This window comes from Kitasatospora sp. NPDC059795 (genome assembly GCF_042732175.1).
Lineage (GTDB): Bacteria > Actinomycetota > Actinomycetes > Streptomycetales > Streptomycetaceae > Kitasatospora.
In genome coordinates this window covers 126,553-151,223 of the sequence record NZ_JBHWID010000004.1, presented here as the reverse complement: position 1 = coordinate 151,223, position 24,671 = coordinate 126,553, and the positions used below count along the sequence as shown (strand labels likewise).

The window sequence follows — 24,671 nt, the reverse complement described above, 5'->3', positions numbered from 1 at the left end:
GTGGGCGCAGACGGTTTCGAACCGCCGACATCCGCCTTGTAAGGGCGGCGCTCTACCGCTGAGCTATGCGCCCGCAACGAAGTGGACCGATGGGCCGGTCGCACGACGAATGGACAGACTACCTGGTCCCGGCAGTGGTTCGCCGCCCCCTGAGGCCTGTCTCGCGGGTTCGAGGACAGGCCCCGGGAGCGGGGGTGTCGTCGGGGGGTGCCGGGCGGGGTGGGTGATCGGGAAGAATGGCGGTGCAGTGGTGGGACGGGACGGAGCAGGGAGCGCGTGGTGAGGGTGGCCGGCGGCGGTGGCGGGGGTCGGGGCGGCTGGTGGGGCGGCGGCCGGCGGGACGGCGCGCGCGCGGACGCCAGGGCGGCCCGGGAGGCGGCGCAGGAGTCGTTCTACGAGCTGGATTCGGCGCAGCGGGACGCCCTGCTCGCGGTGGAGACGGTGAAGTCGGCGGGCGAGCCGGCCACCTCCCGCCGGGTGGAGCAGGAGTACGCGGACCTGGTGGCCCGGATCGACCAGGTGACGGTGGCGTACCTGGGGGCGTTGGACGCGGTCGACCTGGAGGCGGCCGAGCTGGACCCGTCGGCGGCCTTCCGTGCCAAGCAGCAGCTGGAGCAGTCCAAGCGCGAACTGGACGCGAAGCGCACCGAGCTGGGCAATTTCGTCAGCCGCCTGCAGCCGCTGGTGGACCACGCCGAGGCGCAGCTGATCCGGGTGGCGCCTGCGGTGGAGCGCGCCAAGCAGGCGCTGCTGGCGGCGACCGTCGCGCTGGAGCAGGCGCGCGGCGCGGGCCTGAAGGCGGACGACCTGGCGGCCAAGCTGGCCGAGCTCGCGCCGGAGCTGACCAGGCTGAACCAGGGCATCTCGCAGCACGGCGTGCCGGCCACCCTGCAGCGTGCGGAGGACATGGTGCGGCGGGCCGAGGCACTGCGCGAGGAGGCGGCGCGGCTGCCGGAGCGGGCCGGTGAGATCGACCGCCGGGTCGGCACCCTGCGCACCCGGATCGACGCGCTGGAGAACCGGGCCGGGACGGTGGAGCCCGCGCTGAGCGAGTTGCGGCGGCGGTTCTCGACGGCCTGCTGGCAGGACCTCCAGCAGGTGTCCGCGCAGACCGCGGACGCGGTGCGCAATGCCCGGTCCCGGCTGACCGAGGCGGTGCAGGCCCGGGGCGACCAGCGCTGGGCGGACGCCACCTCGGCGATCAGCACCGTGCGGACGCTGCTGGAGACCGCCGAGGGCTCGGTGACGGCCGTCAACGAGCGGCTGCGGCAGTTGAACGAGGTGCAGCACGATCCGCAGCGCGAGATCGATCGGGCCCGGTTCGCGCTGCGCGACGCCCAGCGGCTGGCGATGGCGGGCCGGCAGGCGCCGGACCCGCGGCACGCCGGCCCGTTGGACGCGGCGGTGGGCCGCCTGGACCGTGCGGTCGACTCGCTGGAGCAGGCCGGCCGGCACCCCGACTACTGGCAGTTCCTGACCGAGCTGGCGGCGGTACGGGAGACCGCGGCCGAGGTGGTCACGATGATCCGCGGCCACTGAGCGGACACCGGGACGCCTGTCCTCCGACGGCACCCGCCGCACCGACCCCGCACCGCCGCGCACCGACCCCGCCCCACACCGGCCCACACCGGCCCACCACCGGCAGAACGAGCCACCCACTGTCCCCGCACCCCCGCCGACGGCAGGCCGAGGGGCGCCGACCGCCCCGGGAAGGCCGTGCTGCGCCGCCCTCCTCGGTACGCTGCTGCCCATGCCTCGTTACGACTTCCGCTGCCGCTCCTGCGGCGCCACGTTCGAACTCAGCCGCCCGATGGCCCAGGCCAACGACCCGGCCGTCTGCCCGGAGGGCCACCCCGACACCGTGAAGCTGCTGTCGACCGTCGCCGTGACGGGCGGCGGCGCGTCCGGTGCGGCCGCCCCGGCCCCGAGCGGCGGGGGCGGCGGCTGCTGCGGGGGTGGCTGCTGCGGCTGACGTCGGCCCGGGGCCGGCAGGCCCGTCAGCCGACCGCCACCGCCGTCTCCCCGGCGCGGACCCTGGTCAGCATCTGTCGGAGTATCTCCTCGCCCGCCGCGACGCCGATCTCGGTGAGCGCGGTGACGCCCTCGGCGGTCCACCCGGTCTCGGCGAGTTCGCCGTGGCCGGGCCGCCAGCCGTGGTCGGCGGTGAGCAGCAGTTCCGCGTCGAGCAGCGAGTCGCCGGCGGCGAGGACCGTCTCCGCGCCGGTGCGGCGGCGGACCTCGGCGAGCGCGGCGCTCTTGGACAGTGGCGCGGGCACGGCGTAGACCTTGCGGCCCTGGAGGGAGACCGTCCAGCCGCGTTCGGCGCACCAGGCGGTGAGGTCGTCGATCCAGCCGGCGGGGAGTTCGGCGCGTTCGACGACCAGGTAGGCGAACAGGTCGTCGGCGACCCGCCGCTTGTGCGTCCACTCGGGGTCGGCGCTGATGGCGAGGTGTTCGACGATCTCGGGCAGCGGGGCGCTGGCCGCGTCCAGCCGGGCGCGGATCTCGCGCTGCCAGTCGGTGTCGGGCACGCCGTCGATCAGCAGGTGCCCGCCGTTGGAGCAGACCGCGTACGGGGGGATCCAGCCCGGGGTGGGGCCGGGCAGGTTGATCCGCTCGTACTGGGTGCGGGTGCGGGTGGTGATCGGGACCACGGGGGTGTGCTCGGCGAGTTCGGCGAGCAGTTCGGCGGCCTTCTCGGTCATGAAGGAGAGCGCCTTGCCGTCGTGCACCTCCACCGAGAGCAGTCGCGGGGCGAGCCGGTCGGGCACGTCCAGGGCGAGCGCGCGGTTGGAGTAGACGAGGGTGCGGTCGAGGTCGCTGGCGACCAGGAACTGCGGCACGGGCGGGGTCTCCTTCGGTCGGGGGCAGGGTCAGGTGTGGACGGCGGTGCCGTCCGCGCCGGTGGCGCCACGGGTGTAGCGCGGGTGGATGAGGCCGACGCAGCTGTACGGCAGGTCGTCGGTCTCCTCGACGGGGACGCCGCGCTGGGCGGCGAGCAGCCGGATGTGGTCGAGGTCGGCGCCGGCGCCGCGGCGGGCGAGGATCCGCCAGGGGACGCGGCGCAGCAGGACCCGGGTGGTCTCGCCGACGCCCGGCTTGACCAGGTTGACGCTGCCGATGCCGTACTCGGCGCTTATTCGCTCGACGGCGGCCCAGCCCTCCCAGGTGGGCGTGCGGTCGGCGGCGGCGAGGCGGGCGGTCTCGGCGGCGACGGCGGCGGCGACGGCCGGGAACTCGGCGGCGACGGCGTCGACGAACCGGGTGGAGACGTCGGCGTCGGCCAGGTGCCGGTAGTACTTGGCGCCGTGGAACTCGTCCGGCCCGGTCAGGTCGGCGCGCAGCACGGTGCGGGAGACCAGGCCGGAGACGGTGGAGTTGAGGCAGGCGGACGGGATCAGGAAGTCGTCGCGGGTGCCGTAGGTGCGCACGCAGCCGCCGGGGTCGGCGAGGACGGCGAGGCCGGGGTCGAAGCCGGTGCCGGCGAGGGCCTCGTCGAGTTCCCGGGTGATCGCGCCCTTGCCCGTCCAGCCGTCGACGAAGACCACGTCGGCGGCGCGGTGGTGGGCGGCGAGGTGGCGCAGTGCGACCTGGTCGATGCCGCGGCCGCGGACGATGGAGACGGTGTAGTGCGGCACGTCGAGGCCGTGGGCGTGGGCGAGCCAGCGGCGGATCAGGATGCCGACGGGCGTGCCGGCGCGTGCCAGCGAGGCGAGCACCAGGCCTGTCCCGCGTTCGCGCAGCAGGGTTTCGGCGACGGCGCCGACGGCGGTGGCCAGCCGGGTGGCGGAGGCGGCCAGCGCGCTGTGGAACAGCTGCTGGTACTCGGGGCTGGGCTGGTACTCGACCGGCAGCGACTCGGCGTAGTGCGCGCCGCCGGACTGCACGGCCTCCTCGCGTTCCTCGACGGGTGCTTCGAGGTGGACGTCGGAGAGGTCCTTGAGCAGCCAGGTGACGTCGGCGGCCGGGTAGCTGGAGAAGGCCGGCCCGTGCAGCGGGCGGGCGGCGGGCGGGGCGGGGGCGATGTGTGCGGTCATGCCGGGCCTTCGGTGGGGTACGCAGGGGCGATGCTCGGGCAGCGGGTGGTCGGCGGGGCGTCAGGCGGGTGGCGTCGGGCGGTACGACGGAAGAACGGCGAGCACCACGTGGTCGGTGGCGGTGCGCAGGCGGGGCAGCAGGGCGTCGGGGCCCTCGTGCAGGGCGGGGGTGTCGGCGGGGTCGTCGACGACCAGGACGACGGTGTCGAAGCGGCGGTCCGGGTCGCTGCCGGGGGCGACGTTGTAGGCGTAGCGCTCGGTGGAGTCGTCGCCGGCCGGGTCGTCGTGGGCGGTGAAGGCGAGCCGGGTGCGGATGGCGTAGCCGGGGTGGTCGTGGGCGAACACCGGGGAGCGGGTGGTGGTGGAGAACCGCACCTCGGCGTCCGGGAGTTGGCGCTGCAGGGCATCGGCGAGGCGCAGTGGCGCGTACATCAGCTCCTCGCAGCCGAGCACCAGCACCCGGCGGGGGCGGGGGCCGACGGCGTCGGCGAGGGCGGTGCCGAGGGCGGGGAGCGCGTCGTCGAGGCGGCGGCGGTGGGCGGGGGTGAAGCCGTGCCGGCCGCCGTCCGGCAGGCCCTCCGGCCAGGGCAGCCGGAGGTGCGTCAACTCGCCCTGCGGGGCGGATGGTCGGGGGACTTCCGGGTGGGCGTCGATGAGGGCCCGGGCGCTGTCCAGGATGCCCTCGGGCAGGTGGACGCCGCCGCCGGCGGTGGCCACCAGGTCGAGCCGGGCGCCGAGTTCGGCGGCGGCGGTCTCCAGGCGGGCCCGGTCGGCGGGGGTGCGCAGGTCGACCAGGGCGACCACCACGTACCGCTCGCGGGGGTGGGCGGCGTGCAGGGCGCGGATGGTGTTGAGCACCGTGGTGCCGGTGGAGAACTCGTCGTCGACCAGCACCAGCGGGCCGTCCCCGGCGAGGAGTCGAGGGTCCTCGGGCAGCAGCAGGTGGCTGGTGGCGTGCGAGTGCTCCTCCTCGAAGCCGCCGAGCGGGGCGAGGCCCGGCACGGGGCGGCGGGTGGAGTGCAGGTAGGGCGCGTCGAGGCCGTCGGCGACGCTGTGGCCGAGCGCGGTGGCGGTCTCCGCGTAACCGAGCACCACGGCCCGCGCCGTCTCCGCCGGGCCGAGCAGCGCGGCCACCCGGCGGCCGAGGTCGAGCCCGGCGCCGTGCACCACCTCGGGCCGCTGCGGGACGTGCTTGCCCAGCACCTGGGAGACCAGCAGGTGGGCGCGCTTGGGGTTGCGGCGCAGCGCGAGGCCGATCAGCGCGGTGAGTTCGGGCCCGCCGGTCAGGCGCAGGCCCAGCCGGTCGGTGACCCACTGGCCGGTCCAGGGGTCGGCCCCGACCGGCCCGGGCGCGGTGGTGTCGACGGTCATCGGGGCTCCTCTCATCACGACGACAGGCGGTACGGGTGGTGCGTGTGGTGCTGGTGGTACCTGGGAGGACGCACGGTTGCGCGTCCGGGTTCGAGCGTACGGGCAGCGCGGGGCCTCGCGGATCGACCGACCGGCGACGCTTCGCGTACCGATCGGCGAGGATCCGGTGACCGTCCGGTGGAGGCCCGCATCGTCCGATCGGTGGACGCGGGGCCGGAACCGGGCGCGTCAGGAGACGCAGGCGGACAGCAGCTCCGCGAAGGACACGTCGGCCCGCGCGACGCCGAACACCTGGGCCCGCAGCAGCACCCGCTCGGCCCACGCCCGGTGCGGCTTGGCCTCGTTCATCTTGTTGGTGTACGCGGAGCGGCTCACCCCGCCGCCGCCGCGGTGCTGCTGGAGGATGTCCCGGGCGTCGCACAGCTCCTCGTGGGTGACCACGGACAGCGCGTGCACCGCGGCGACGTGGCTGGGGTGGATGCAGGTCTTGCCCAGCAGCCCGTTGGCCCGGTCGAGTTCGATCTCCCGGATCAGGCCGTCCAGGTCGTGTTCGATCAGCCGCTGCCGGACCCCGTCGGCAGGCGGCGTGACCTCGGCGAACGGCGTGCGGCGCAGCTGCGGCTTGAACATCCGCTCCTGGAGCGGGAAGTACTCCCAGACCGGCCCGGTGACGGTGAACCCGGTGCCGTCGGCCCGGCCGAGCACGTTGACCACGTCCCCGATCACCTGGGCCACCAGCGCCACGTCGTACGCGGTCAGGTCGGGCGAGCGGCGCAGCCCGTACGCGGAGCACAGGTCGGTGACGCCGAGCCGGACGGCGAGCACCCGCGCGCGGTGCTTGTCGAGCAGCCGGGCGATGCCGAACAGCTGCTCGCGACGGCTCTCCAGGTGGGCGAGTTCGGGCGATTCGAGCACCGGCATGACGAACAGCCGGTGCCCGCCGGCCTCCTCGGCGCCGGTCAGCGCCTCCAGGAAGGGCCGCCCGCTGTCCTCGGTGAACTTGGGCACCACGAAGCCGCTGAGCAGCCGCAGCGCGGGTCCGAGCCGCCGGGCCAGGTCGGTGATCTGCTCGGGGGCGCGGACCCGGACGAACAGCAGCGGCAGTTCGGCGTCCCCCGCCGCGGCGAGTTCGGTGAGCTGGGCGACCAGGTTGTGCTCGGCGTCGTCGACCTCGTGGTCGGCGATGGCGTCCTCCAGGCACAGCACCATGGAGACCACGCCGCGGGCGGCCTGCCGCCGGATGTCGCGGGCCAGGGTGGGGCGGGTGGCGGGGCTGTAGAGCGTGGCGCCGAGCGCGGTGGCCAGGACGTCCGTCCCGCTGTCCCGGTCGAAGGCGACGGGCTGCTCGTGAAAGAGCCGGCTGCGGACGTCGTCCGCGAGATGCCCGAAGTGGCGCAAAGTGCTCTCCCGCTCTGATCTGTGGGGCCCGCTCGGGGCCGGCAACGGCTGACGCCTCGACTCATGGACGGTTGGCGTCGCCGGATAGTTCGCCGGGGCGCGGTCGCCGCGGTGGACGGGGAGCACCGGGCCGCCGGCCGCCCATCGTACGACCGGACGCGGCCGGCGCAGGAGTTCCGAACACCGAATCCGCGCAAGCCCCTCGACATCGCGGTCCGGGGCGGCGCGGGGCTCGCCGATCCCCGCGCCCGCGTTGTCCCGGGCCCCCGGCAGGCGGCAGGATGGTGCGCTATGACGCACGTGATGGCGAAGGGCGCCAACATCCCGCTGACGGCCAACGCCGTCCGCGCCGTCCTGCGTTGGACGGCTGCCCCGGGCATCCCGGACGTGGACGCCTCGGCCCTGCTGCTGGGCGGCGACGGCAGGGTCCGCGACGACCTGGACTTCGTGTTCTACAACCAGCCCCGGCACCCGTCCGGCCTGGTCCGCCACCTGCCCAAGCAGGCCGCGGACGGCTGGATCCGGGACGCGGTGGAGATCGACCTGGCACAACTGCCCGCCGAGGTGGACCGGGTGGTGCTGGCCGGCTCCTCCGAGGGCGGCGCGTTCCCCGCCGTGCCGGGCCTGCGGGTGCTGCTGTTCGACGTCGGCGCGCCCGAAGGGACGCCCGCGCTGGCCGAGTTCGCCGTCGACGAGCAGGAGCAGGTGACGGCGTTGGTCGCCGCCGAGCTGTACCGCCGCTCCGGCGGCTGGAAGTTCCGCGCCGTCGGTCAGGGGTACGTGAACGGCCTGATCGCGCTGGCCACCGACTTCGGCATCACGGTGGAGGATTCCACCGGCGACGGCGGCGCCCCGCTGGCCGCCGACCCCCGCCTGCCCGGCCCGGCCGCCGCCCCGCAGCCGCCCGCGCCGCTCCCGGTGGACGAGGACGACTGGACGCTCGCCCCGGCGCTGCCCACCCAGCCGTTCGTCGCACCCGAGCCGGTCGCGGCCCCGCCCGCCACGGTCCTCGCCCCGCCGCCGCCCGCGCTGCCGCCGACCGTCCACCACGCCGCGCAGCCGCCCGTCCCGCAGCAGCAGCCCGCCGGCTACGGCTACCCGCAACCGCAACCGCAACCGCAGGGCTACGGCTATCCGCCACCGCAGGCGGGCGGCTACGGCTACCCCCAGCCGCACCCCCAGCAGCAGGGCTACGGCTACCCCCAGCAGCCGCCCGCGCCGCCCGCCCACCAGCAGCCCGTGCAGCAGCAGCCCGCGCCGCAGCCCCCGGTGCCCCCGCAGCCGGGTGCACCATTCGCGCTGCCGCCGCAGGGCCCGCAGTTCCAGCCCCGCTGAAGCCGCCGGGACAGGCCCCGGACAGGCCCTAACTCCCCGGCTGGTCCGGGGTCTTGTACCCCCGCTCCCACTGCATGCCGAAGCCGTACAGCCGGTCCAGGTCCGACTGGAAGCCGTGCACGTACCGCACTTCGCGACGGATCGTCAGCTGGCCGTCGCCGTCGTTCTCGATCAGCACCACCGCGCACGAGCGGGCCGCCGGGGCCCGCTCGTCCAGCTTGATCTCGATCCGCGGGCCGCTCTGCGGGACGATGGTGAGCACGGCCTGCGTGCGGTCGAACGCCGGGGTGTCGTCGTAGATGTAGACGAACACCAGCAGCCGCTTGAACTGGTCCTTCTTCTCCAGGTTGATGTGCATGGTCTCGCCGGACGGCGCACCTGACACGTCGTCGCCGGAGAGCTTGATGTACGGCGGCCGGTTGAGGTCGCCGAACAGCCGGCCGAGCGGCTGCACCACGCCCCGGGTGCCGTCGGAGAGTTCGTACAGGCACGCCAGGTCGAGGTCGACGCCGACGGGCGCGGTGCCGGCCGTGGCCGGGGCCAGCGGGCGCAGGATCCGCGGGTCGAAGAAGCGGCGCAACGCGCTGCCCGCGGTGGGCCGTTCGGCGCTGCGGGTCGACCAGTGCAGGTTGATGTACAGGTAACCGGTGGTCGCCGCCGAGCCCGTGATGGCGTGCTGCGGCTGGGACTTGGTCAGTGTGACCTTGAACTGCCCTCCGGTGTCGAAGCTGTTGTTGCGGTCCCCTTTCAGGAACTCCCACACCGAGACCATCGTGTCCTCCCCCAGCGCCGGTTCTGTCCTCCGCCTCTCCAATACCCACCCGAGGGGTGCTGAGTCAACGTCAACCCGCCGACGGGGTCTGCTGGCAGAGGGTTCGTCACTCCCGTACGATGCCCGCGCCCCGGACGCGATATCGTCTCTCCGCACAGGTGTCCCGTGCGTTGCCCCGTGCGTCACGTCACCTCCTACTTCCCCCTGCCCTGCGGAAAGCCGAGGCCCTGCCCGCGATGAACCTCTCCTCCATACAGCTGGTCTGGGCCGTGGTCGGCGGCGCAGCCCTGCTGTTCACCGCCATCCTGGTGGCCTTCCTGCGTTTCAAGAACAACAAGGCCGAGGAGTCCGGCGACTCCTGGGAGCGCAGCGAGGAGCGCCGCCGCCGCAAGGAGGCCATCTACGGCGGTGCGTCGTACGTCCTGCTGTTCTGCTGCGCCGGCGTCGCGGCCGCGCTGTCGTTCCACGGCCTGGTCGGTTTCGGCCAGCAGAACCTGAACCTGTCCGGCGGCTGGGAGTACCTGGTCCCGTTCGGCCTGGACGGCGCGGCCATGTTCTGCTCGGTGCTCGCGGTGCGCGAGGCCAGCCACGGTGACGCGGCGCTCGGCTCCCGCATGCTGGTGTGGCTGTTCGCCATCGCCTCGGCCTGGTTCAACTGGGTGCACGCCCCGCGCGGCGGTTCGCACGACGGCGCCCCGCAGTTCTTCGCCGGCATGTCGATCTCGGCGGCCGTGCTGTTCGACCGGGCGCTGAAGCAGACCCGTGTGGCGGCGCTGCGCGAGCAGGGCCTGGTGCCCCGCCCGCTGCCGCAGATCCGCGTGGTCCGCTGGCTGCGCGCCCCGCGCGAGACCTACGCGGCCTGGTCGCTGATGCTGCTGGAGAACGTCCGCAGCCTGGACGAGGCCGTCGAGGAGGTGCGCGAGGAGCGCCAGGCCAAGATGGACGCGAAGATCCGCGCCCGCAGCGCCGACCGCCGTGAGCGCGCCGAGCTGAAGGCGATCTCCCGCCAGAACGGCGTGCTGGGCCGTAGCCGGGGCGGCCGCCAGGTGCCCGCCCTGACCGCCGCGGGCGACTCCCCGTCGTCCGCTACGGAGCCTGCCCTAGCCGCCGAGGAATCCTCCCTCGACCGGGTCGGCCCCTCCGCCCTGGAGCCCGCCGCCCTGAACGCCGGCCGTCGCCCCCGCGCCGCCGTCGAATCGCCGTCCAGCAGCCCGTACTCGTCCAGCATCGACCTGACGATGGACGAGGACACCCTGTCGATGCCGAAGCTGGACTCGCTGGAGCGCAAGCTCCGCGCGATCGAGCAGCAGCTCGGCTGACGGCCGCCGCACACACGAGAGCCGCCCACCGGGAATCTCCCCGGTGGGCGGCTCTCTTGTGTCGCTGCGCGACCAGTGCCCCGGTACTAGCTCTCGCCGGGACCGGCGAGTTCCAGTGCCTGTTCCCGCTTGTTGCGGACCATCGAGGAGGCCAGCGCGGCGCCGATGAACGCGACGCCGACCAGGCCGGTGACGATCTCCGGGATGTGGTACTCGATCGAGACGAGCAGGATCGTCGCCAGCGCGCCGATCGCGTAGTGCGCGCCGTGCTCCAGGTAGACGTAGTCGTCCAGGGTGCCCTTGCGGACCAGGAAGACGGTCAGCGATCGGATGTACATCGCGCCGATGCCGAGGCCCAGGGTGATCTGGAAGATGTCCTGCGAGATGGCGAACGCGCCGACCACGCCGTCGAAGGAGAAGGACGCGTCCAGGACCTCCAGGTAGAGGAAGAGGAAGAACGCGGCCTTGCCGCCGACCTGGACGATCGACTTGCCCTTGCGCTCGGCCTCCTCCTCGGCCTCCTCCTGCTCCTCCAGGCCGGATTCGAACACCCCGGACAGGCCGTTCACGGCGAGGTAGGTGGCCAGGCCGCAGACGCCGGCGAGCAGGACCGTTTCGGCACGGTCGCCGGCGAACAGCCGGGCCGAGACCGCGAGCACGACCAGCGCGACGACCGAGGAGAGGGCTTCCAGCTTGCCGATCTTCTCCAGCGGCTTCTCCAGCCAGCGCAGCCAGTTGAACTCCTTCTCCTCCAGGATGAAGTCGAGGAAGATCATCAGCAGGAAGATGCCACCGAACGCGGCGATCGCCGGGTTGGCGGCCTCCAGGTACTGCGCGTAGGTGTGGCCTTCGTGGGTCTTGCTGGAGTCGAGCGCCAGCTGCACCACGGTCGACGGGTTGAGGTGCGCGGTCAGGGCCACGACCAGCAGCGGGAAGACCAGCCGCATGCCGAAGACCGCGATCAGCACGCCGACCGTCAGAAAGATCTTCTGCCAGAACGGGTTCATCCGCTTGAGGACGGTGGCGTTCACGACGGCGTTGTCGAAGGACAGGGAGATCTCGAGGATCGAGAGGATCAGGACGACGCCGAATCCTTCGGCCCCCCAGATCAGGCCGGCGGCGATCAGGCCGGCGATCGTGATGGCGAAGGACCATCCGAACGTACGGAGGAACACGGGGTCGGTTACCTTTCTTGCTGCCGGAATTGACCGATTCCGGGCTGCTTACTGAACGTTGACGCCGAAGTCGAGCGCGATGCCGCGCAGACCGGACGCGTAGCCCTGGCCGACGGCACGGAACTTCCACTCGCCCTGGTAGCGGTACAGCTCGCCGAAGATCATCGCGGTCTCGCCGGACGCGTCCTCGGTGAGGTCGTAGCGGGCGATCTCGCTGCCGTCGGCCACGTTGACCACGCGGATGTACGCGTTGGAGACCTGCCCGAAGCTTTGCAGCCGGGCGTCGGCGTCGTAGATGGACACGGCGAAGACGACCTTGTCGATCTGCACCGGCACCAGGTCGAGGTGGACCTCGACCACCTCGTCGTCGCCGTCACCGTCGCCGGTGAGGTTGTCGCCCTGGTGCTCGACCGAGCCCTCGGGGCTGCGCAGGTTGTTGTAGAAGATGAAGTACTCGTCGCCGAGGACCCGGCCGCCGGAGCACAGCAGTGCACTGGCGTCCAGGTCGAACGGCGCGCCGGTGGTGGACCGGGCGTCCCAGCCGAGGCCGATCTGAACCTGGGTCAGGTTCGGCGCGGCCTTGGTCAGCGAGACGTTTCCGCCCTTGGCAAGGGTGACGGTCATCGGACTTTCCTCCCAGCTCCCGTCTCCGGGGCTCCCGGGGTGTGCTGTGGTCGTCGACCGTCGGACCGCCCGGGAGGGCCGGTCCGGCGGGGCGCGCCCGAAGAGACGCACCTCAAGAGATCTACGCTCCCCGACGGCCGTACAGTGCTGCACACCCGACTGAACTTCCTGAACTCCGCTCTCCGCCCGGACCGACCGCCACACCCCGCGGGCCCGAAACCGTCCGCGCACGCGCCCCGGCCGGGGGCGGATCGCGGCCGAATCTATCAAGCGCGCGTCCGATTCCTGTTCGACCGCAACCGGCCGCACCCCACCCGGCACGCTGCCGCCGCCGGCCGAACCGTCACGGTCGAATGGTGCGCGCGCGACACCGACATGAGCGCTTCCGCCACGGGATGACCACGGCCCGGTCCGTCGGCGAGGTCCTCACGGCGTGGTGAAACGGCGACGGGCCGGCTCCGCGAACGGATCCGGCCCGCACTTCCCTGCACGGTGTCTCAGACGTTGACGCCGAAGTCCTGGGCGATGCCGCGCAGGCCGGAGGCGTAGCCCTGGCCGATGGCGCGGAACTTCCACTCGGCGCCGTTGCGGTAGAGCTCGCCGAAGACCATCGCGGTCTCGGTCGAGGCGTCCTCCGACAGGTCGTAGCGGGCGATCTCCGCGCCGCCGGCCTGGTTGAGCACCCGGATGAACGCGTTGCGGACCTGGCCGAAGCTCTGCTGCCGGTTCTCCGCGTCGTAGATCGACACCGGGAAGACGATCTTGGCCACGTCGGCCGGGACGCCGGCCAGGTTGACCTTGATCTGCTCGTCGTCGCCCTCGCCCTCGCCGGTGAGGTTGTCGCCGGTGTGCTCGACCGAGCCGTCGGCGCTCTTCAGGTTGTTGAAGAAGATGAAGTCGGCGTCGGAGCGCACCCGGCCCTGCTCGGTGCAGAGCAGCGCGCTGGCGTCCAGGTCGAAGTCGGTGCCGGTGGTGGTGCGAACGTCCCATCCGAGGCCGACGACCACGGCGGTCAGGCCGGGCGCCTCCTTGGTGAGCGAGACATTTCCGCCCTTGCTCAGGCTGACACCCACGTGGTCCTCCAAGAAGTCGGTTTCCCGATCCGTCAACGGCCCGATCGTAGTGCGGGGTTCCCGGCCGGGGGCGGCGACTCGGCCCGGCGCGCGACGGAAATCGGCGCGTCGCCGGGCCGGGAGGCGATCAGAGCGCGCCGAGGGCGGCCAGGTACTCCTGGGTGTCACGGGCGTCCGGCAGGCCGTTGACGATGCTCCAGCGGACGGCGCCCTCCTTGTCGATCACGAAGGTGCCGCGGACCGCGCAGCCCTTGTCCTCGTTGAAGACGCCGTAGGCGCGGGAGACCTCGCCGTGCGGCCAGAAGTCCGACAGCAGCGGGTACTCCAGGCCCTGCTGGTCGCCGAAGACGCGCAGCGAGAACGGCGAGTCGGCGGAGACGGCGAGCACCTGCACCTGGTCGTTCTGCAGGCGCGGCAGCTCCTTCTGGATCTCGCAGACCTCGCCGGTGCAGACGCCGGTGAAGGCGAACGGGTAGAAGACCAGGACGACGTTCTTCTCGCCGCGGAAGTCGGACAGCTTGACCGACTCGCCGTGCTGGTTCTTCAGCTCGAAGTCGGGGGCCTGGGCGCCGATCTCGATGGCCATGGAGGGACCTTCCTGCCGGAACGTGGTGGTGCGGGCAGGGAAATCCTCCCATCCGGCCAACCCTTGTTCGGCCGTTCGGGTGAGCCATCGGGCCGATCGACGCAATGTTCAGCCCTCAGCGAACACTATGGCGGCCAGAACGCGCGTGGGCCCCGGGCGGAGTCTCCCCCGCCCGGGGCCCACGCGTCACTCACGGTCCGAGGCTCAGCGCTTGGTCTTCGAGGCCTTCGGGGTGGCCAGGCGGGTGCCCGCCCACTCCTTGGCGATCGCCACCGAGCTGGTCTGCGACAGACCGGCGGTCTTCGCAGCATCGGCGATCTCGTGCGCCTCGACATGCCCGTCACGGCCGGTCTTCGGCGTCAGCAGCCAGATCAGGCCGCCCTCCGCGAGGTACTCCAGGGCGTCGACCAGGACGTCGGTGAGATCCCCGTCCTCGTCGCGGTGCCACAGCAGGACGCCGTCGGCGACGTCGTCGTAGTCCTCGTCGACGAGTTCGGTGCCAGTGATGTCCTCGATGCCCTCGCGGAGCTCCTGGTCACTGTCGTCGTCGTACCCGAGCTCCTGAATGATCTGGCCCTCTTGGAAGCCCAGACGAAGTGCCGGGTTGGACTTGTCCGCGGGGTCCGCGGTCGCGCTCACGGGAATAACCTCCAGTATTCGGCTCGGCATCCATGCCGAGGCTGTGGCCGTAGTCCACACGGGAGCGGCTGTTCGCGCAAGTACCCGACCCCCGATCCCACCCAAAGGTTGACGTGTCGGGGGCCGACACGCCGCCCTCCGTGTGGGCAATCACACGGAAATGTCCGCATCAGTACCGGACGAGGATGCTTCGTCGCCCACCCGCGCGCGGGCCGCACGCCTGCCCGAGATGCGAACGGCATTCGGGCCAGCCCTGTGTGCGGGCGTAAAGTCTCCTGTTGGCCCTCATCCCGACCGGCCGCCATCGACCGGACGGGATCCAGGTCGGACCACCTCCTGACCGTACCGCCCAACCGGCGGAACGGTTACCGATCGGTAGAGATGACGGATCTCCGAACGCGGTAGCACGATGGAGGCGGCGCGACAAATCAGTTTCGACCGACAGTGAAGGAACAGCGTGGCTTCCGGATCCGATCGCAACCCGATCATCATTGGCGGCCTCCCGAGCCAGGTCCCGGACTTCGATCCCGAGGAGACCGCGGAATGGCTGGAGTCGCTTGACGCTGCCATCGACGAGCGCGGGCGCGAGCGTGCCCGCTACCTGATGCTGCGGCTGATCGAGCGCGCCCGTGAAAAGCGTGTCGCCGTGCCCGAGATGCGCAGCACGGACTACGTCAACACGATCGCCACCAAGGACGAGCCGTTCTTCCCCGGCAACGAGGAGATCGAGCGGAAGATCCTCAACGCGACGCGCTGGAACGCGGCCGTCATGGTCTCCCGCGCCCAGCGCCCGGGCATCGGCGTCGGCGGCCACATCGCCACCTTCGCCTCCTCGGCGTCGCTGTACGACGTGGGCTTCAACTACTTCTTCCGCGGCAAGGACCGCGACGGGGAGTCCGGCGACCAGGTCTTCTTCCAGGGCCACGCCTCGCCGGGCATCTACGCCCGCGCCTTCCTGCTGGACCGACTGACCGAGCAGCAGCTCGACGCGTTCCGCCAGGAGAAGTCCAAGGCGCCGTTCGGCCTGTCCAGCTACCCGCACCCGCGGCTGATGCCGGACTTCTGGGAGTTCCCGACCGTCTCGATGGGCCTCGGCCCGCTCGGCGCGATCTACCAGGCCCGGATGAACCGCTACCTGGAGCACCGCGGCATCAAGGACACCTCCGACTCGCAGGTGTACGCCTTCCTCGGCGACGGCGAGATGGACGAGCCCGAGTCGCTCGGCCAGCTCTCCCTGGCCGCCCGCGAGGGCCTGGACAACCTGACCTTCGTGGTCAACTGCAACCTGCAGCGCCTCGACGGCCCGGTCCGCGGCAACGGCAAGATCATCCAGGAGCTGGAGTCTCAGTTCCGCGGCGCCGGCTGGAACGTCATCAAGCTGGTCTGGGACCGCACCTGGGACCCGCTGCTGGCCCAGGACCGCGACGGCGTCCTGGTCAACAAGCTGAACACCACCCCGGACGGCCAGTTCCAGACCTACGCCACCGAGTCCGGCTCGTACATCCGCGAGCACTTCTTCGGCGGCGACCTGCGCCTGCGCGCCATGGTCGAGAGCATGACGGACTCCCAGATCCAGCACCTGGGCCGCGGCGGTCACGACCACCGCAAGGTGTACGCCGCGTTCAAGGCCGCCCGCGAGCACACGGGCCAGCCGACCGTCATCCTGGCGCAGACCGTCAAGGGCTGGACGCTGGGCCCCAACTTCGAGGGCCGCAACGCCACCCACCAGATGAAGAAGCTGACGGTCGAGGACCTGAAGCGCTTCCGCGACCGGCTGCACCTGCCGATCACCGACAAGCAGCTCGACGAGGGCTACCCGCCCTACTACCACCCGGGCCGCAACTCGGAAGAGATCCAGTACATGCACGACCGCCGCGAGGAGCTCGGCGGCTACGTGCCCACCCGCAAGGTCCGCCCGCGCAAGCTCGAACTCCCGGGCGACGACGCGTACAAGGCGGTCAAGAAGGGTTCCGGCAACCAGACCATCGCCACCACCATGGCGTTCGTCCGGGTGCTCAAGGACCTGATGCGGGACAAGGGCATCGGCAACCGCTTCGTGCCGATCGCGCCGGACGAGTACCGCACCTTCGGCATGGACTCGCTCTTCCCGTCCGCCAAGATCTACAACCCGCTCGGCCAGACCTACGAGTCGGTCGACCGCGAGCTGCTGCTGGCGTACAAGGAGTCCCCGTCCGGCCAGATGCTGCACGACGGCATCTCCGAGGCCGGCTGCACCGCCTCGCTGATCGCCGCCGGCTCGTCCTACGCGACGCACGGCGAGCCGCTGATCCCGGTCTACGTCTTCTACTCGATGTTCGGGTTCCAGCGCACCGGCGACCAGTTCTGGCAGATGGCCGACCAGCTGGCCCGCGGCTTCGTGATCGGCGCCACCGCCGGCCGCACCACTCTCACCGGTGAGGGCCTGCAGCACGCCGACGGCCACTCCCAGCTGCTGGCCTCCACCAACCCCGGTGTGGTCGCCTACGACCCGGCCTACGGGTACGAGATCGCCCACATCATGCAGGACGGCCTGCGCCGCATGTACGGCTCCTCCGCCGAGCACCCGCACGGCGAGGACGTCTTCTACTACATGACCGTCTACAACGAGCCCATCAAGATGCCGGCCGAGCCGGAGGGCGTGGACGTCGACGGCATCCTCAAGGGCCTCTACCGGCTCTCCGACGGCACCGCCGGCCAGATCCCCGCGCAGCTCCTCGCCTCCGGCGTGGCGGTGCCGTGGGCGCTGGAGGCGCAGCGCATCCTCGCCGAGGAGTGGAACGTCAAGGCGGACGTCTGGTCGGCCACCTCCTGGAACGAGCTGCGCCGCGACGCCGTCGAGGCGGAGGAGTTCAACCTCCTCCACCCGGAGGAGCCGCAGCGCGTCCCGTACGTGACCTCGAAGCTCTCCGGGGCCGAGGGTCCGTTCGTGGCCGTCTCCGACTGGATGCGCGCCGTCCCGGACCAGATCTCCCGCTGGGTCCCCGGCCAGTACCAGTCCCTGGGCGCCGACGGCTTCGGCTTCGCCGACACCCGCGGCGCGGCCCGTCGCTTCTTCCACATCGACGCCCAGTCGATCGTCCTGGCCACCCTCACCGAGCTGGCCAAGCAGGGCAAGATCGACCGCTCGGCGCTGAAGGACGCGATCGACCGCTACCAGCTCCTCGACGTCGCCGCCGCCCACCCCGGCGCGGCCGGCGGCGACGCCTAAGCGCTAGCCGCTCCACCCGCTCCACCACAGAGATCCGCCCGAGGACAGAAGTTCTGTCCCCGGGCGGATCTTTGGCGTTTGCGCGTGGTTGCTCGCGCAGTTCCCCGCGCCCCTGCGGGGCGCGTTGGAGAGGTCCGCACTGAACAGGGGCGCGGGGAACTGCGCGAGGCGGCAGGGCACAACGCAAAGATCCGCCCAGGACGGGGACTCCCCTCCTAGGGCGGATCTCGTGGTGCCGTCGCGTCAGATGTGCACGGCCGGCCCGGCATCATTCGCGCCGCGCTTCGTGAGCAGCCCCAGCCCCGCCGCCGCCAGCGCGACGATCGAGGCGACGGTGAAGGCCACGCCCATGCCGCTGACGAAGGACGAGTGGACCGCGTCCGCGACCCCGTCGGCGATCTGCGCCGGGGTGCCCTCCGGCATCGGCGGGGCGATGCCCAACTGCGCGGCCTGCTTGAGCTGTTCGCCCTGCTCACCGGTCGGGAACGGAACACCGGTGGCGGCCCAGTTGCCCGGCAGCACGCTGGTGACCTTGGACGCCATCACCGCGCCGAGCACCGCGGTGCCGAGGCTGCCGCCGACCTGCATCGCGGCCTGCTGGAGGCCGCCGGCCACGCCGGCCAGCTCCATCGGGGCGTTGCCGACGATGACCTCGGTGGCGCCGACCATGACGGGGCTGAGGCCGAGGCCCATCAGCAGGAACCAGAGCGACATGGCGCCGTTGCCGGAGTGGATGTCCAGGGTGGACATGCCGAGCATCGCGCCGGTGGTGAGCACCATGCCGCCGACGATCGGTATGCGCGGGCCGACCTTGCCGATCAGGAATCCGGCCACCGGAGCGCCGACGATCATCATGCCGGTCATCGGCAGCAGGTGGACGCCGGCGTCCACCGGCGCCATCCCGTGGACGTTCTGGAGGTAGAACGTCACGAAGAAGATGCCGCCGAAGAACGCGAACGCCATCAGCACCATCAGCAGGGTGCCCGCCGACAGCGACACCGAACGGAACAGCGCCAGCGGGACGAGCGGTTCCTTGGCGTAGTTCTGCCAGACCGCGAAGGCGATCAGCGCGACCACCGCGCCGCCCAGGAAGATCAGGGTCGAAGCGTCGGCCCAGCCCCAGCTGGGGGCCTTGATGATGCCCCAGACCAGCATGAACATCGCACCGGAGAGCAGCACGATGCCGGGGATGTCGAAGGACTTGGCGGACTTCTCGGAGCGCACGTCCTTGAGGATCAGCAAACCCAGCACCACCGCGACGATGCCGACCGGGATGTTGATGTAGAACACCGACTCCCAGTTGACGTGCTCGACCAGCAGGCCGCCGACGATCGGGCCGGCCGCGGTGGAGGCGCCGATGACGCCGCCCCAGATGCCGATCGCCATGTTGAGCTTCTCGGCGGGGAAGGCGCCGCGCAGCAGGCCGAGCGCGGCGGGCTGGAGCAGCGCGCCGAACAGGCCCTGCAGCACCCGGAAGAAGATCACCTGCTGGATCGAGCCGGCGAAGCCGATCGCGGCGGAGGTGGCGGCGAAGCCGACCGCGCCGACCAGGAAGGTGGACTTGTGGCCGAACCGGTCGCCGATCTTGCCGGCGGTGATCAGGAAGACCGCCAGCGCCAGCAGGTAGCCGGAGGTGACCCACTGGATGTCGGCGGGGCTGGCGTGCAGGTCGGTCTGGATCGCCGGGTTGGCGATGGCGACGACGGTGCCGTCGAGGGCGACCATCATGACGCCGACGGCGACGGTGAGCAGGGTCAGCCAGGGGTGTCCCCGCAGCTTCCCTCCGGCGGCGGGCGCCGCCTCCTTGTCCATGACGACGGACTGGCTCATGACTCGGACTTCCCCGTTCGTGTGGTGTGGCGAGAAGAGCGGCTCGAACATTATGTCAGTCGCTGACAAACGACAAATGGTGACTTGTGCCACTTGGTGACAAGTGGCAGAGCGCTAAAGTTGAGCCATGGCCAGCACCTCCATCGCCGTCGAACCGCAGCCCGCGGGCCTGCGCGAACGCAAGAAGCAGCGCACCCGGGACGCCTTGGTCGACGCCGCCCACCGCCTGTTCCTGCGACAGGGCTACGGGAAGACCACGGTGGACGAGATCGCGGCGTCGGTGGAGGTCTCCCAGCGCACCTTCTTCCGGTACTTCGCCAACAAGGAGGAGGTCGCCCTCGCGGTGCTGGCCGACGCCGAGGAGACGTTCCTGACCCTGCTGCGGGCCCGGCCCGCCGAGGAGACCCCGCTACAGGCGATGCGCGGCGCGGTCCGCCAGGTGTGGCAGACCCTTGACGAGGGCCGGGTCGCCGAACGCGGCTCCGTCGAGGGCGCACTGGAGCTCTTCGAGCTGATCGAGTCCACCCCGACCCTGCTCGCCGCCCACCTGCGGAACTCCCTGCACCAGGAGATCGAGGTCGCCCGGATCCTCGCCGAACGCGAGGGCCTCGACCCGGCGCTCGACCTGCGCCCCCGGCTGCTCGCCGCCGTGCTCGGCAGTGTGGTGCGGCTCTCGCACCTGTCGTACGCCGCCGAACCCGACCAGCACGGCCACTGCATGGACGGCATGCTGGCCCTGATCGAGCGCCATTTCGACCAGCTAGGACCGGCGTTGGCCGGTTCCTGGCGCTGACCGCCGGCGCGGGTAGTACTGCGGTATCAGGGCCGCTGCCCGACCGGAGTATGAGGACAGCGGCCGTTCCGCGTTCTACCCTCGGCCCGGTGACCACCTGGAAGACCTTCCTCCGCGCCCTCGTCGAGCCCGTCCCGGACCACCGGCCGCCGCTGCACAACGCCCGCCGGCCGTGGGTCCGGGCGCTGCCCTTCCTGGCGGTGCTGGCCATGGTCGGCTCCCTGCTGCCCACCGGCGTGGTCGCGCTGACGCAGTTCTACGGCGTGAACGGGGGCCTGGCCGCCTCCCTGGCCCTCGTCCAGACCGGGGCGCTGGCACTCGGGCTGGTCCGGCCGCTGACCGGCTGGCAGCTGATGGCGCCCACGGTGGTGATCGGCGCGATCGCCACCCACGGCGCGGCCGCCGACCAGCCCTGGCCGTGGCCGGCGCCCACGCTGCTCTGCTACCTGTTCCTGATGGTGTTCCTGGCCATCCGGGAGCGCGGCCGTACCCTGCTCGCCGTCTGGGCCGTCACCTTCCTCGGCAACAGCCTCAGCTGGACGGCCTTCAGCGAGTACTTCGACGGCACCTCGGTGGTGGTCACCGCCCTCTCCGGTGTGATCATGCTGCTCGGCTGGAGCCTGCGCGGCCGCGGCGAGGCGCAGCGACTGCTCGCCGCCCAGGAGCAGATCTCCGAGACCGAACGCGCCCGGCGCACGCTGCTGGAGGAACGCGCCCGGATCGCCCGCGAGTTGCACGACGTGGTCGCCCACCACATGTCGGTGATCACCGTCCAGGCCGACAGCGCCCCGTACCGGATCGAGGGCCTGCCCGAGCCCGCCGTCGCCGAGTTCGGCCAGATCGCCGCCGCCGCCCGCGGCTCGCTCGCCGAGATGCGCCGCCTGCTCGGGGTGCTGCGGGCCGCCGACACCGAGGCCGACAAGGCCCCGCAGCCTGGCCTGGCCGACCTGCCGGGCCTGCTCTCCACCGTCGCCCAGGCCGGCGTGCGCGCCGAACTCGACCTCGCCGACGAGGTCCTGGCCCTCGGCCCCGTCCCCGAGGCGGTCGGCCTGTCCGCGTACCGGATCGTCCAGGAGGCGCTGGCCAACGTCGTCCGGCACGCCCCCGGCGCGACCGCCCGGGTCCGCGTCACCGCCTCCGACGGCGCGCTGACCGTGGACGTCGACAACGACCCCGCGCCCGGCAAGGCCCCCGCCGTCGAGACCTCCGCCTCCACCGGGCACGGGCTGACCGGAATGCGCGAGCGCGTCCGCCTGCTGGCTGGCACCCTGGACACCGGCCCGACCGCCGACGGCGGCTACCGGGTCGCCGCCGTCCTGCCGATCACGGCGACCGACGCCACCCCAGGGGAGACCACCGCATGACCATCCGCGTCCTCATCGTCGACGACCAGGCGATGGTCCGCGCCGGCTTCGCCGCCCTGCTCAACGCCCAGACCGACATCGACGTCGTCGGCGACGCCGCGAACGGCCGCGAGGCACTCGACGTCAGCCGCCGCACCCACCCCGACGTCGTGCTGATGGACGTCCGCATGCCCGAGATGGACGGCCTCGAAGCCGCCCGCCACCTCCTCGACCCCCCGCCCGGCGTCGTCCACCGCCCGCGCGTCCTGATGCTCACCACCTTCGACGTCGACGACTACGTCTACGAGGCCCTCCGGGCCGGCGCCTCCGGCTTCCTCCTCAAGGACGCCCCGCCGGCCGACCTGATCTCCGCCGTCCGCGTGGTCGCCGCCGGCGACGCCCTGCTCGCCCCGTCCGTCACCCGCCGCCTCATCGCCGACTTCGCCCAGAACCGCCCCGCCCCCCGCCGCGACCCCCGGCTCCGCCTCAACGGCCTCACCCCCCGCGAGACCGAAGTCCTCGAACTCATCGCCCGCGGCCTCTCCAACCAGGAGATCGCCGCCCACCTGGTCCTCGCCGAACAGACCGTCAAGACCCACATCGGGCGCATCCTCGCCAAACTCAGCCTCCGCGACCGCGCCCAGGCCGTCGTCCTCGCCTACGAGAGCGGCCTCGTCCAGCCCGGCAGCTGAATTGCACGAACCGGGGGTGTCTCCCGCTGCGGTATGACACCCCTCTTGGCTCCGCAGGTTGATGCCCGGTCACCCACCTCCTTCCTACCTTCCTCCTCGTCACCGGACTGGAGAAGGAGGAAGCGATGCTGTCGCGTCTGCGTCGAGGCACAACCGTTGCCGGGTTGGTGTTGGCGGCCGTGCTGGGGGCGGGTTCGTGGGCGTCGGCGGATGCGCAGACCCCGCTGACCGGCCCCCCGCCGGGCTCCGCGGAGTGGGTCGCCGACACCGGCCTGGGCCGCGGACTCCCCGACCCGGCCAACGCCTCCCCGGCCGAAGTGGCGGCGTTCTTCGCCGAGCTGACCGACGCCCAGCAGCGCGACCTCGCCCTCCGCCACCCCCAGGTGGTCGGCAACCTGGACGGCGCCCCGATCCCGCTCCGCTACCTGGCCAACTCCCTGGCCCTCGCCCAGGAGACCAGGACCCAGCAGGCCCGCGCCGACGACGCCTCCCTCCGTCGCGAGGAACGCAGGCTCGCCGCCGCCAAGGCCGCCCGCTACCGCGAACTGGCCGACCACCGGCTGCTCGCCTTCGACCCGCGCGGTCGCGGCCAACTCGCCGAGGTCTTCGGCGACTTGGCCCACGACTCCCGCACCGCCGTACTGGTCCCCGGCTCCGACACCGACCTCGTGACCTCCGACCGCCTCGCCGGCATGGCCGAGGCCCTGCGCAGCGCGAGCGACGACAAGGTCGCCGTGGTCGCCTGGACCGGCTACACCACCCCGGTCGGCGTCGGCATCGACGCGGCCCGCGAGGACCTCGCCGAGGCCGGCGCACCCCGCCTGGAGCGCCTGGTGGCCGGCCTCGCCCCCGCCACCGGCCCGGTGACGCTGTTCTGCCACAGCTACGGCTCGGTGGTCTGCGGCCGGTCCGCGCCGGACCCGGCGCAGGTCGCCGGGGTGGTGGTGCTCGGCTCGCCGGGGATGGGCCTGGCGCGGGCGGACGAACTGCGGGTGCCGGTGTGGGCGGTGGCCCGCAACCCGGAGGACTGGATCTCCGAGGTCCCGAACGTCTCCGTCCTCGGCTTCGGCCACGGCGCCGACCCGACCTCCGAGGCGTTCGGCGCCCACCTCCTGCCGTCCGCCGGCTCGCACGGCCACAGCGGCTACTTCGCCCCCGGTTCGGCCTCCCTCGCGGCCTTCGCCGCGCTCGCCGCCACCGGCTCCCCCACCTCCGCCTGACCCGCGCCGCCGAAGAAAGAAGGAGACGTCCGATGCTGCCTGTTTCCGTCCGTCGCGCCGCGGCGACCGTCGACGCGAAGACCCCCGCCACCCGCGACCGCGCGCTGGACGCGCTGCGCGCCGTCGCGCTGCTCTCGGTGCCGCTGGGGCACTGGATGCTCGGCGGATTCACCCTCTCCGACGGCGTCCTGCACAACGCCAGCCCGCTGGCGGCGCTGTCGTTCATGGCGCCGCTGAGCTGGCTGCTGCAGATGCTGGGGGTGTTCTTCCTGGTCGGCGGCCGGGCGTCGGCGCTCTCCTGGCGCCGGTCGGCCGAGCGCGGGGTGAGCGCCACGACGTGGCTGCGCGGCCGGGTGCTGCGGCTGGCCCGGCCGGTGCTGGGGGTGGCCGCGGTGTGGGCGGCGCTGATCCCGGTGCTCCGGATGCTCGGGGTGCCGGCCGACACGGTGCGCACGGGCGCGGTGCTGATGGTGCAGCCGCTCTGGTACATCGCGATGTACCTGGTGCTGACCGCGCTCACCCCGCTCTGCGTCACGTTCGGCGCGCGGACGAAGGGGTGGGCCTCGGCCGGGCTGCTGGCGGCCGTCGCGGCGGTGGACCTGCTGCGCTACGGCCCGTGGGGCGCGTCGATGCCGGGCTGGCTGAGCCTGCTGAACCTGCTGCCGGGCTGGCTGTTCGCCTACCAGCTGGGCGTGGACTGGGCGCACGGCCGGATCTCCCGGGCCGGGGCGTGGCTGACGGCCGTCGGCGGTGCGGTGCTGTTCGCGGTGCTGCTGCTGGTCTTCCACTACCCGGCGAGCATGGTCGGCGTGCCGGGCGCGGCCCGCACCAACTCGCACCCGCCGTCCCTGCTGGTGCTGGCGCTGGCCTCGGTGCAGGGCGGTGCGGCGATGCTGCTGAAGGACCGGCTGGGCCGGGCGCTGCGCCGGCCGCTGCTGTGGCTGCCGGTGGTGGTGGTCAACCTGGGCGCGATGACGATCTTCTGCTGGCACCAGACCGCGATGTTCCTGACCGCGCTGGCCGGTTCGCGACTGGGCGAGGTGCCCGGCCTGACCACCGCCCCCGACTCCGGGCTGTGGGCGCTGGGCCGGCTGGCCTGGCTGCCGGTGTTCGCCGTGGTGCTGGCGCTGATCGGCCGCTGGGCCCGGCGTTTCGACGCCCCGTGGCCGTCCCGGGCCTGGCGGGCGGCGGCGACGGCCGGCGCCGCGCTGTTCGCGGTGTACGCGCTCGGCACGGTCTGACGCCACGTCAATCGT

19 protein-coding genes, 1 tRNA gene and 1 pseudogene are annotated in these 24,671 nt (G+C 72.3%); 10 read left to right on the top strand and 11 right to left on the bottom strand.

All coding sequences use genetic code 11. From position 1 onward, the window contains the following. Window position 1 precedes the first annotated feature (1 nt). Window positions 2-73, bottom strand: a tRNA-Val gene (locus tag ACFV4P_RS10245). A gap of 206 nt (window positions 74-279) precedes the next feature. On the opposite strand from ACFV4P_RS10245, the gene ACFV4P_RS10240 reads away from it, so the two are divergent. Both ACFV4P_RS10240 and ACFV4P_RS10235 read left to right on the top strand, forming a co-directional pair. After that, window positions 280-1,539 carry a hypothetical protein gene (locus tag ACFV4P_RS10240; protein WP_380469349.1) on the top strand — a complete coding sequence of 420 codons (1,260 nt, stop codon included), beginning with the start codon at window positions 280-282 and terminating at the stop codon, window positions 1,537-1,539. Between the two features lie 211 nt (window positions 1,540-1,750). Continuing rightward, entirely contained in the window at window positions 1,751-1,972 is a 222-nt protein-coding gene (locus tag ACFV4P_RS10235) for a zinc ribbon domain-containing protein (RefSeq protein ID WP_380469347.1), read from the top strand. A gap of 25 nt (window positions 1,973-1,997) precedes the next feature. Here ACFV4P_RS10235 and ACFV4P_RS10230 read toward each other — a convergent pair whose 3' ends face one another. The 3 genes and pseudogenes from ACFV4P_RS10230 to ACFV4P_RS10220 form a co-directional block, all read right to left on the bottom strand. Next, window positions 1,998-2,843: an HAD family hydrolase gene (locus tag ACFV4P_RS10230; RefSeq protein ID WP_380469345.1), complete on the bottom strand. Its 846-nt coding sequence runs from the start codon at window positions 2,841-2,843 to the stop codon at window positions 1,998-2,000. Window positions 2,844-2,873: 30 nt separating this feature from the next. After that, window positions 2,874-5,408, bottom strand: a pseudogene (locus ACFV4P_RS10225) (phosphoribosyltransferase). A 228-nt stretch (window positions 5,409-5,636) separates the two neighbouring features. Further along, the gene (locus tag ACFV4P_RS10220; protein ID WP_380469343.1) at window positions 5,637-6,806 is read right to left on the bottom strand and encodes an HpcH/HpaI aldolase/citrate lyase family protein; all 1,170 of its coding nucleotides are present in this window, start codon (window positions 6,804-6,806) and stop codon (window positions 5,637-5,639) included. Window positions 6,807-7,097: 291 nt separating this feature from the next. Here ACFV4P_RS10220 and ACFV4P_RS10215 point away from each other — a divergent pair, with 291 nt between their 5' ends. Continuing rightward, complete coding sequence (locus tag ACFV4P_RS10215) at window positions 7,098-8,141, top strand: TerD family protein (protein WP_380469341.1); 1,044 nt, start codon at window positions 7,098-7,100, stop codon at window positions 8,139-8,141. A gap of 28 nt (window positions 8,142-8,169) precedes the next feature. On the opposite strand, the gene ACFV4P_RS10210 is transcribed toward ACFV4P_RS10215, so the two are convergent. Then, complete coding sequence (locus ACFV4P_RS10210) at window positions 8,170-8,913, bottom strand: Tellurium resistance (protein WP_380469340.1); 744 nt, start codon at window positions 8,911-8,913, stop codon at window positions 8,170-8,172. Window positions 8,914-9,149: 236 nt separating this feature from the next. Here ACFV4P_RS10210 and ACFV4P_RS10205 point away from each other — a divergent pair, with 236 nt between their 5' ends. Next, window positions 9,150-10,232 carry a DUF2637 domain-containing protein gene (locus ACFV4P_RS10205; protein WP_380469338.1) on the top strand — a complete coding sequence of 361 codons (1,083 nt, stop codon included), beginning with the start codon at window positions 9,150-9,152 and terminating at the stop codon, window positions 10,230-10,232. Between the two features lie 86 nt (window positions 10,233-10,318). Here the strand turns inward: ACFV4P_RS10205 and ACFV4P_RS10200 are convergent, their stop codons facing one another. The 5 genes from ACFV4P_RS10200 to ACFV4P_RS10180 all read right to left on the bottom strand — a co-directional run bounded on the left by ACFV4P_RS10200 (window position 10,319) and on the right by ACFV4P_RS10180 (window position 14,329). Further along, window positions 10,319-11,407: a DUF475 domain-containing protein gene (locus ACFV4P_RS10200; RefSeq protein WP_380469336.1), complete on the bottom strand. Its 1,089-nt coding sequence runs from the start codon at window positions 11,405-11,407 to the stop codon at window positions 10,319-10,321. 48 nt (window positions 11,408-11,455) lie between these two features. Then, window positions 11,456-12,031, bottom strand: coding sequence for a TerD family protein (locus tag ACFV4P_RS10195; RefSeq protein WP_073812176.1), 576 nt, complete (start codon window positions 12,029-12,031; stop codon window positions 11,456-11,458). Window positions 12,032-12,528: 497 nt separating this feature from the next. Continuing rightward, complete coding sequence (locus ACFV4P_RS10190) at window positions 12,529-13,104, bottom strand: TerD family protein (protein WP_073812480.1); 576 nt, start codon at window positions 13,102-13,104, stop codon at window positions 12,529-12,531. Window positions 13,105-13,231: 127 nt separating this feature from the next. Further along, entirely contained in the window at window positions 13,232-13,690 is a 459-nt protein-coding gene (locus tag ACFV4P_RS10185; protein ID WP_073812177.1) for a peroxiredoxin, read from the bottom strand. A gap of 204 nt (window positions 13,691-13,894) precedes the next feature. Beyond that, window positions 13,895-14,329 (bottom strand): DUF3052 domain-containing protein, encoded by a 435-nt coding sequence (locus ACFV4P_RS10180; protein ID WP_380469334.1) that lies wholly within the window; start codon window positions 14,327-14,329, stop codon window positions 13,895-13,897. A 457-nt stretch (window positions 14,330-14,786) separates the two neighbouring features. Between ACFV4P_RS10180 and aceE the strand changes: the two genes are divergently transcribed. Next, a complete protein-coding gene (gene aceE / locus ACFV4P_RS10175) occupies window positions 14,787-17,537 on the top strand; it encodes a pyruvate dehydrogenase (acetyl-transferring), homodimeric type (RefSeq protein ID WP_380469332.1) in 2,751 nt (916 codons plus the stop codon). Window positions 17,538-17,780: 243 nt separating this feature from the next. Here aceE and ACFV4P_RS10170 read toward each other — a convergent pair whose 3' ends face one another. Next, window positions 17,781-19,367 carry an MFS transporter gene (locus ACFV4P_RS10170; RefSeq protein ID WP_380469329.1) on the bottom strand — a complete coding sequence of 529 codons (1,587 nt, stop codon included), beginning with the start codon at window positions 19,365-19,367 and terminating at the stop codon, window positions 17,781-17,783. Between the two features lie 127 nt (window positions 19,368-19,494). Here ACFV4P_RS10170 and ACFV4P_RS10165 point away from each other — a divergent pair, with 127 nt between their 5' ends. From ACFV4P_RS10165 to ACFV4P_RS10145, 5 genes are all read left to right on the top strand, one after another. Beyond that, window positions 19,495-20,160, top strand: a complete 666-nt coding sequence (locus ACFV4P_RS10165) for a TetR/AcrR family transcriptional regulator (protein WP_380469327.1) — start codon at window positions 19,495-19,497, stop codon at window positions 20,158-20,160. Between the two features lie 89 nt (window positions 20,161-20,249). Then, window positions 20,250-21,524, top strand: a complete 1,275-nt coding sequence (locus ACFV4P_RS10160) for a sensor histidine kinase (RefSeq protein ID WP_380469325.1) — start codon at window positions 20,250-20,252, stop codon at window positions 21,522-21,524. Then, complete coding sequence (locus ACFV4P_RS10155; RefSeq protein ID WP_380469323.1) at window positions 21,521-22,195, top strand: response regulator; 675 nt, start codon at window positions 21,521-21,523, stop codon at window positions 22,193-22,195. The genes ACFV4P_RS10160 and ACFV4P_RS10155 overlap by 4 nt, the downstream gene beginning before the upstream one ends. Before the next feature lie 125 nt (window positions 22,196-22,320). After that, window positions 22,321-23,415 carry an alpha/beta hydrolase gene (locus ACFV4P_RS10150; RefSeq protein ID WP_380469321.1) on the top strand — a complete coding sequence of 365 codons (1,095 nt, stop codon included), beginning with the start codon at window positions 22,321-22,323 and terminating at the stop codon, window positions 23,413-23,415. Window positions 23,416-23,447: 32 nt separating this feature from the next. Then, entirely contained in the window at window positions 23,448-24,656 is a 1,209-nt protein-coding gene (locus ACFV4P_RS10145; protein ID WP_380469319.1) for an acyltransferase, read from the top strand. The last annotated feature ends 15 nt before the right edge of the window (window positions 24,657-24,671 follow it).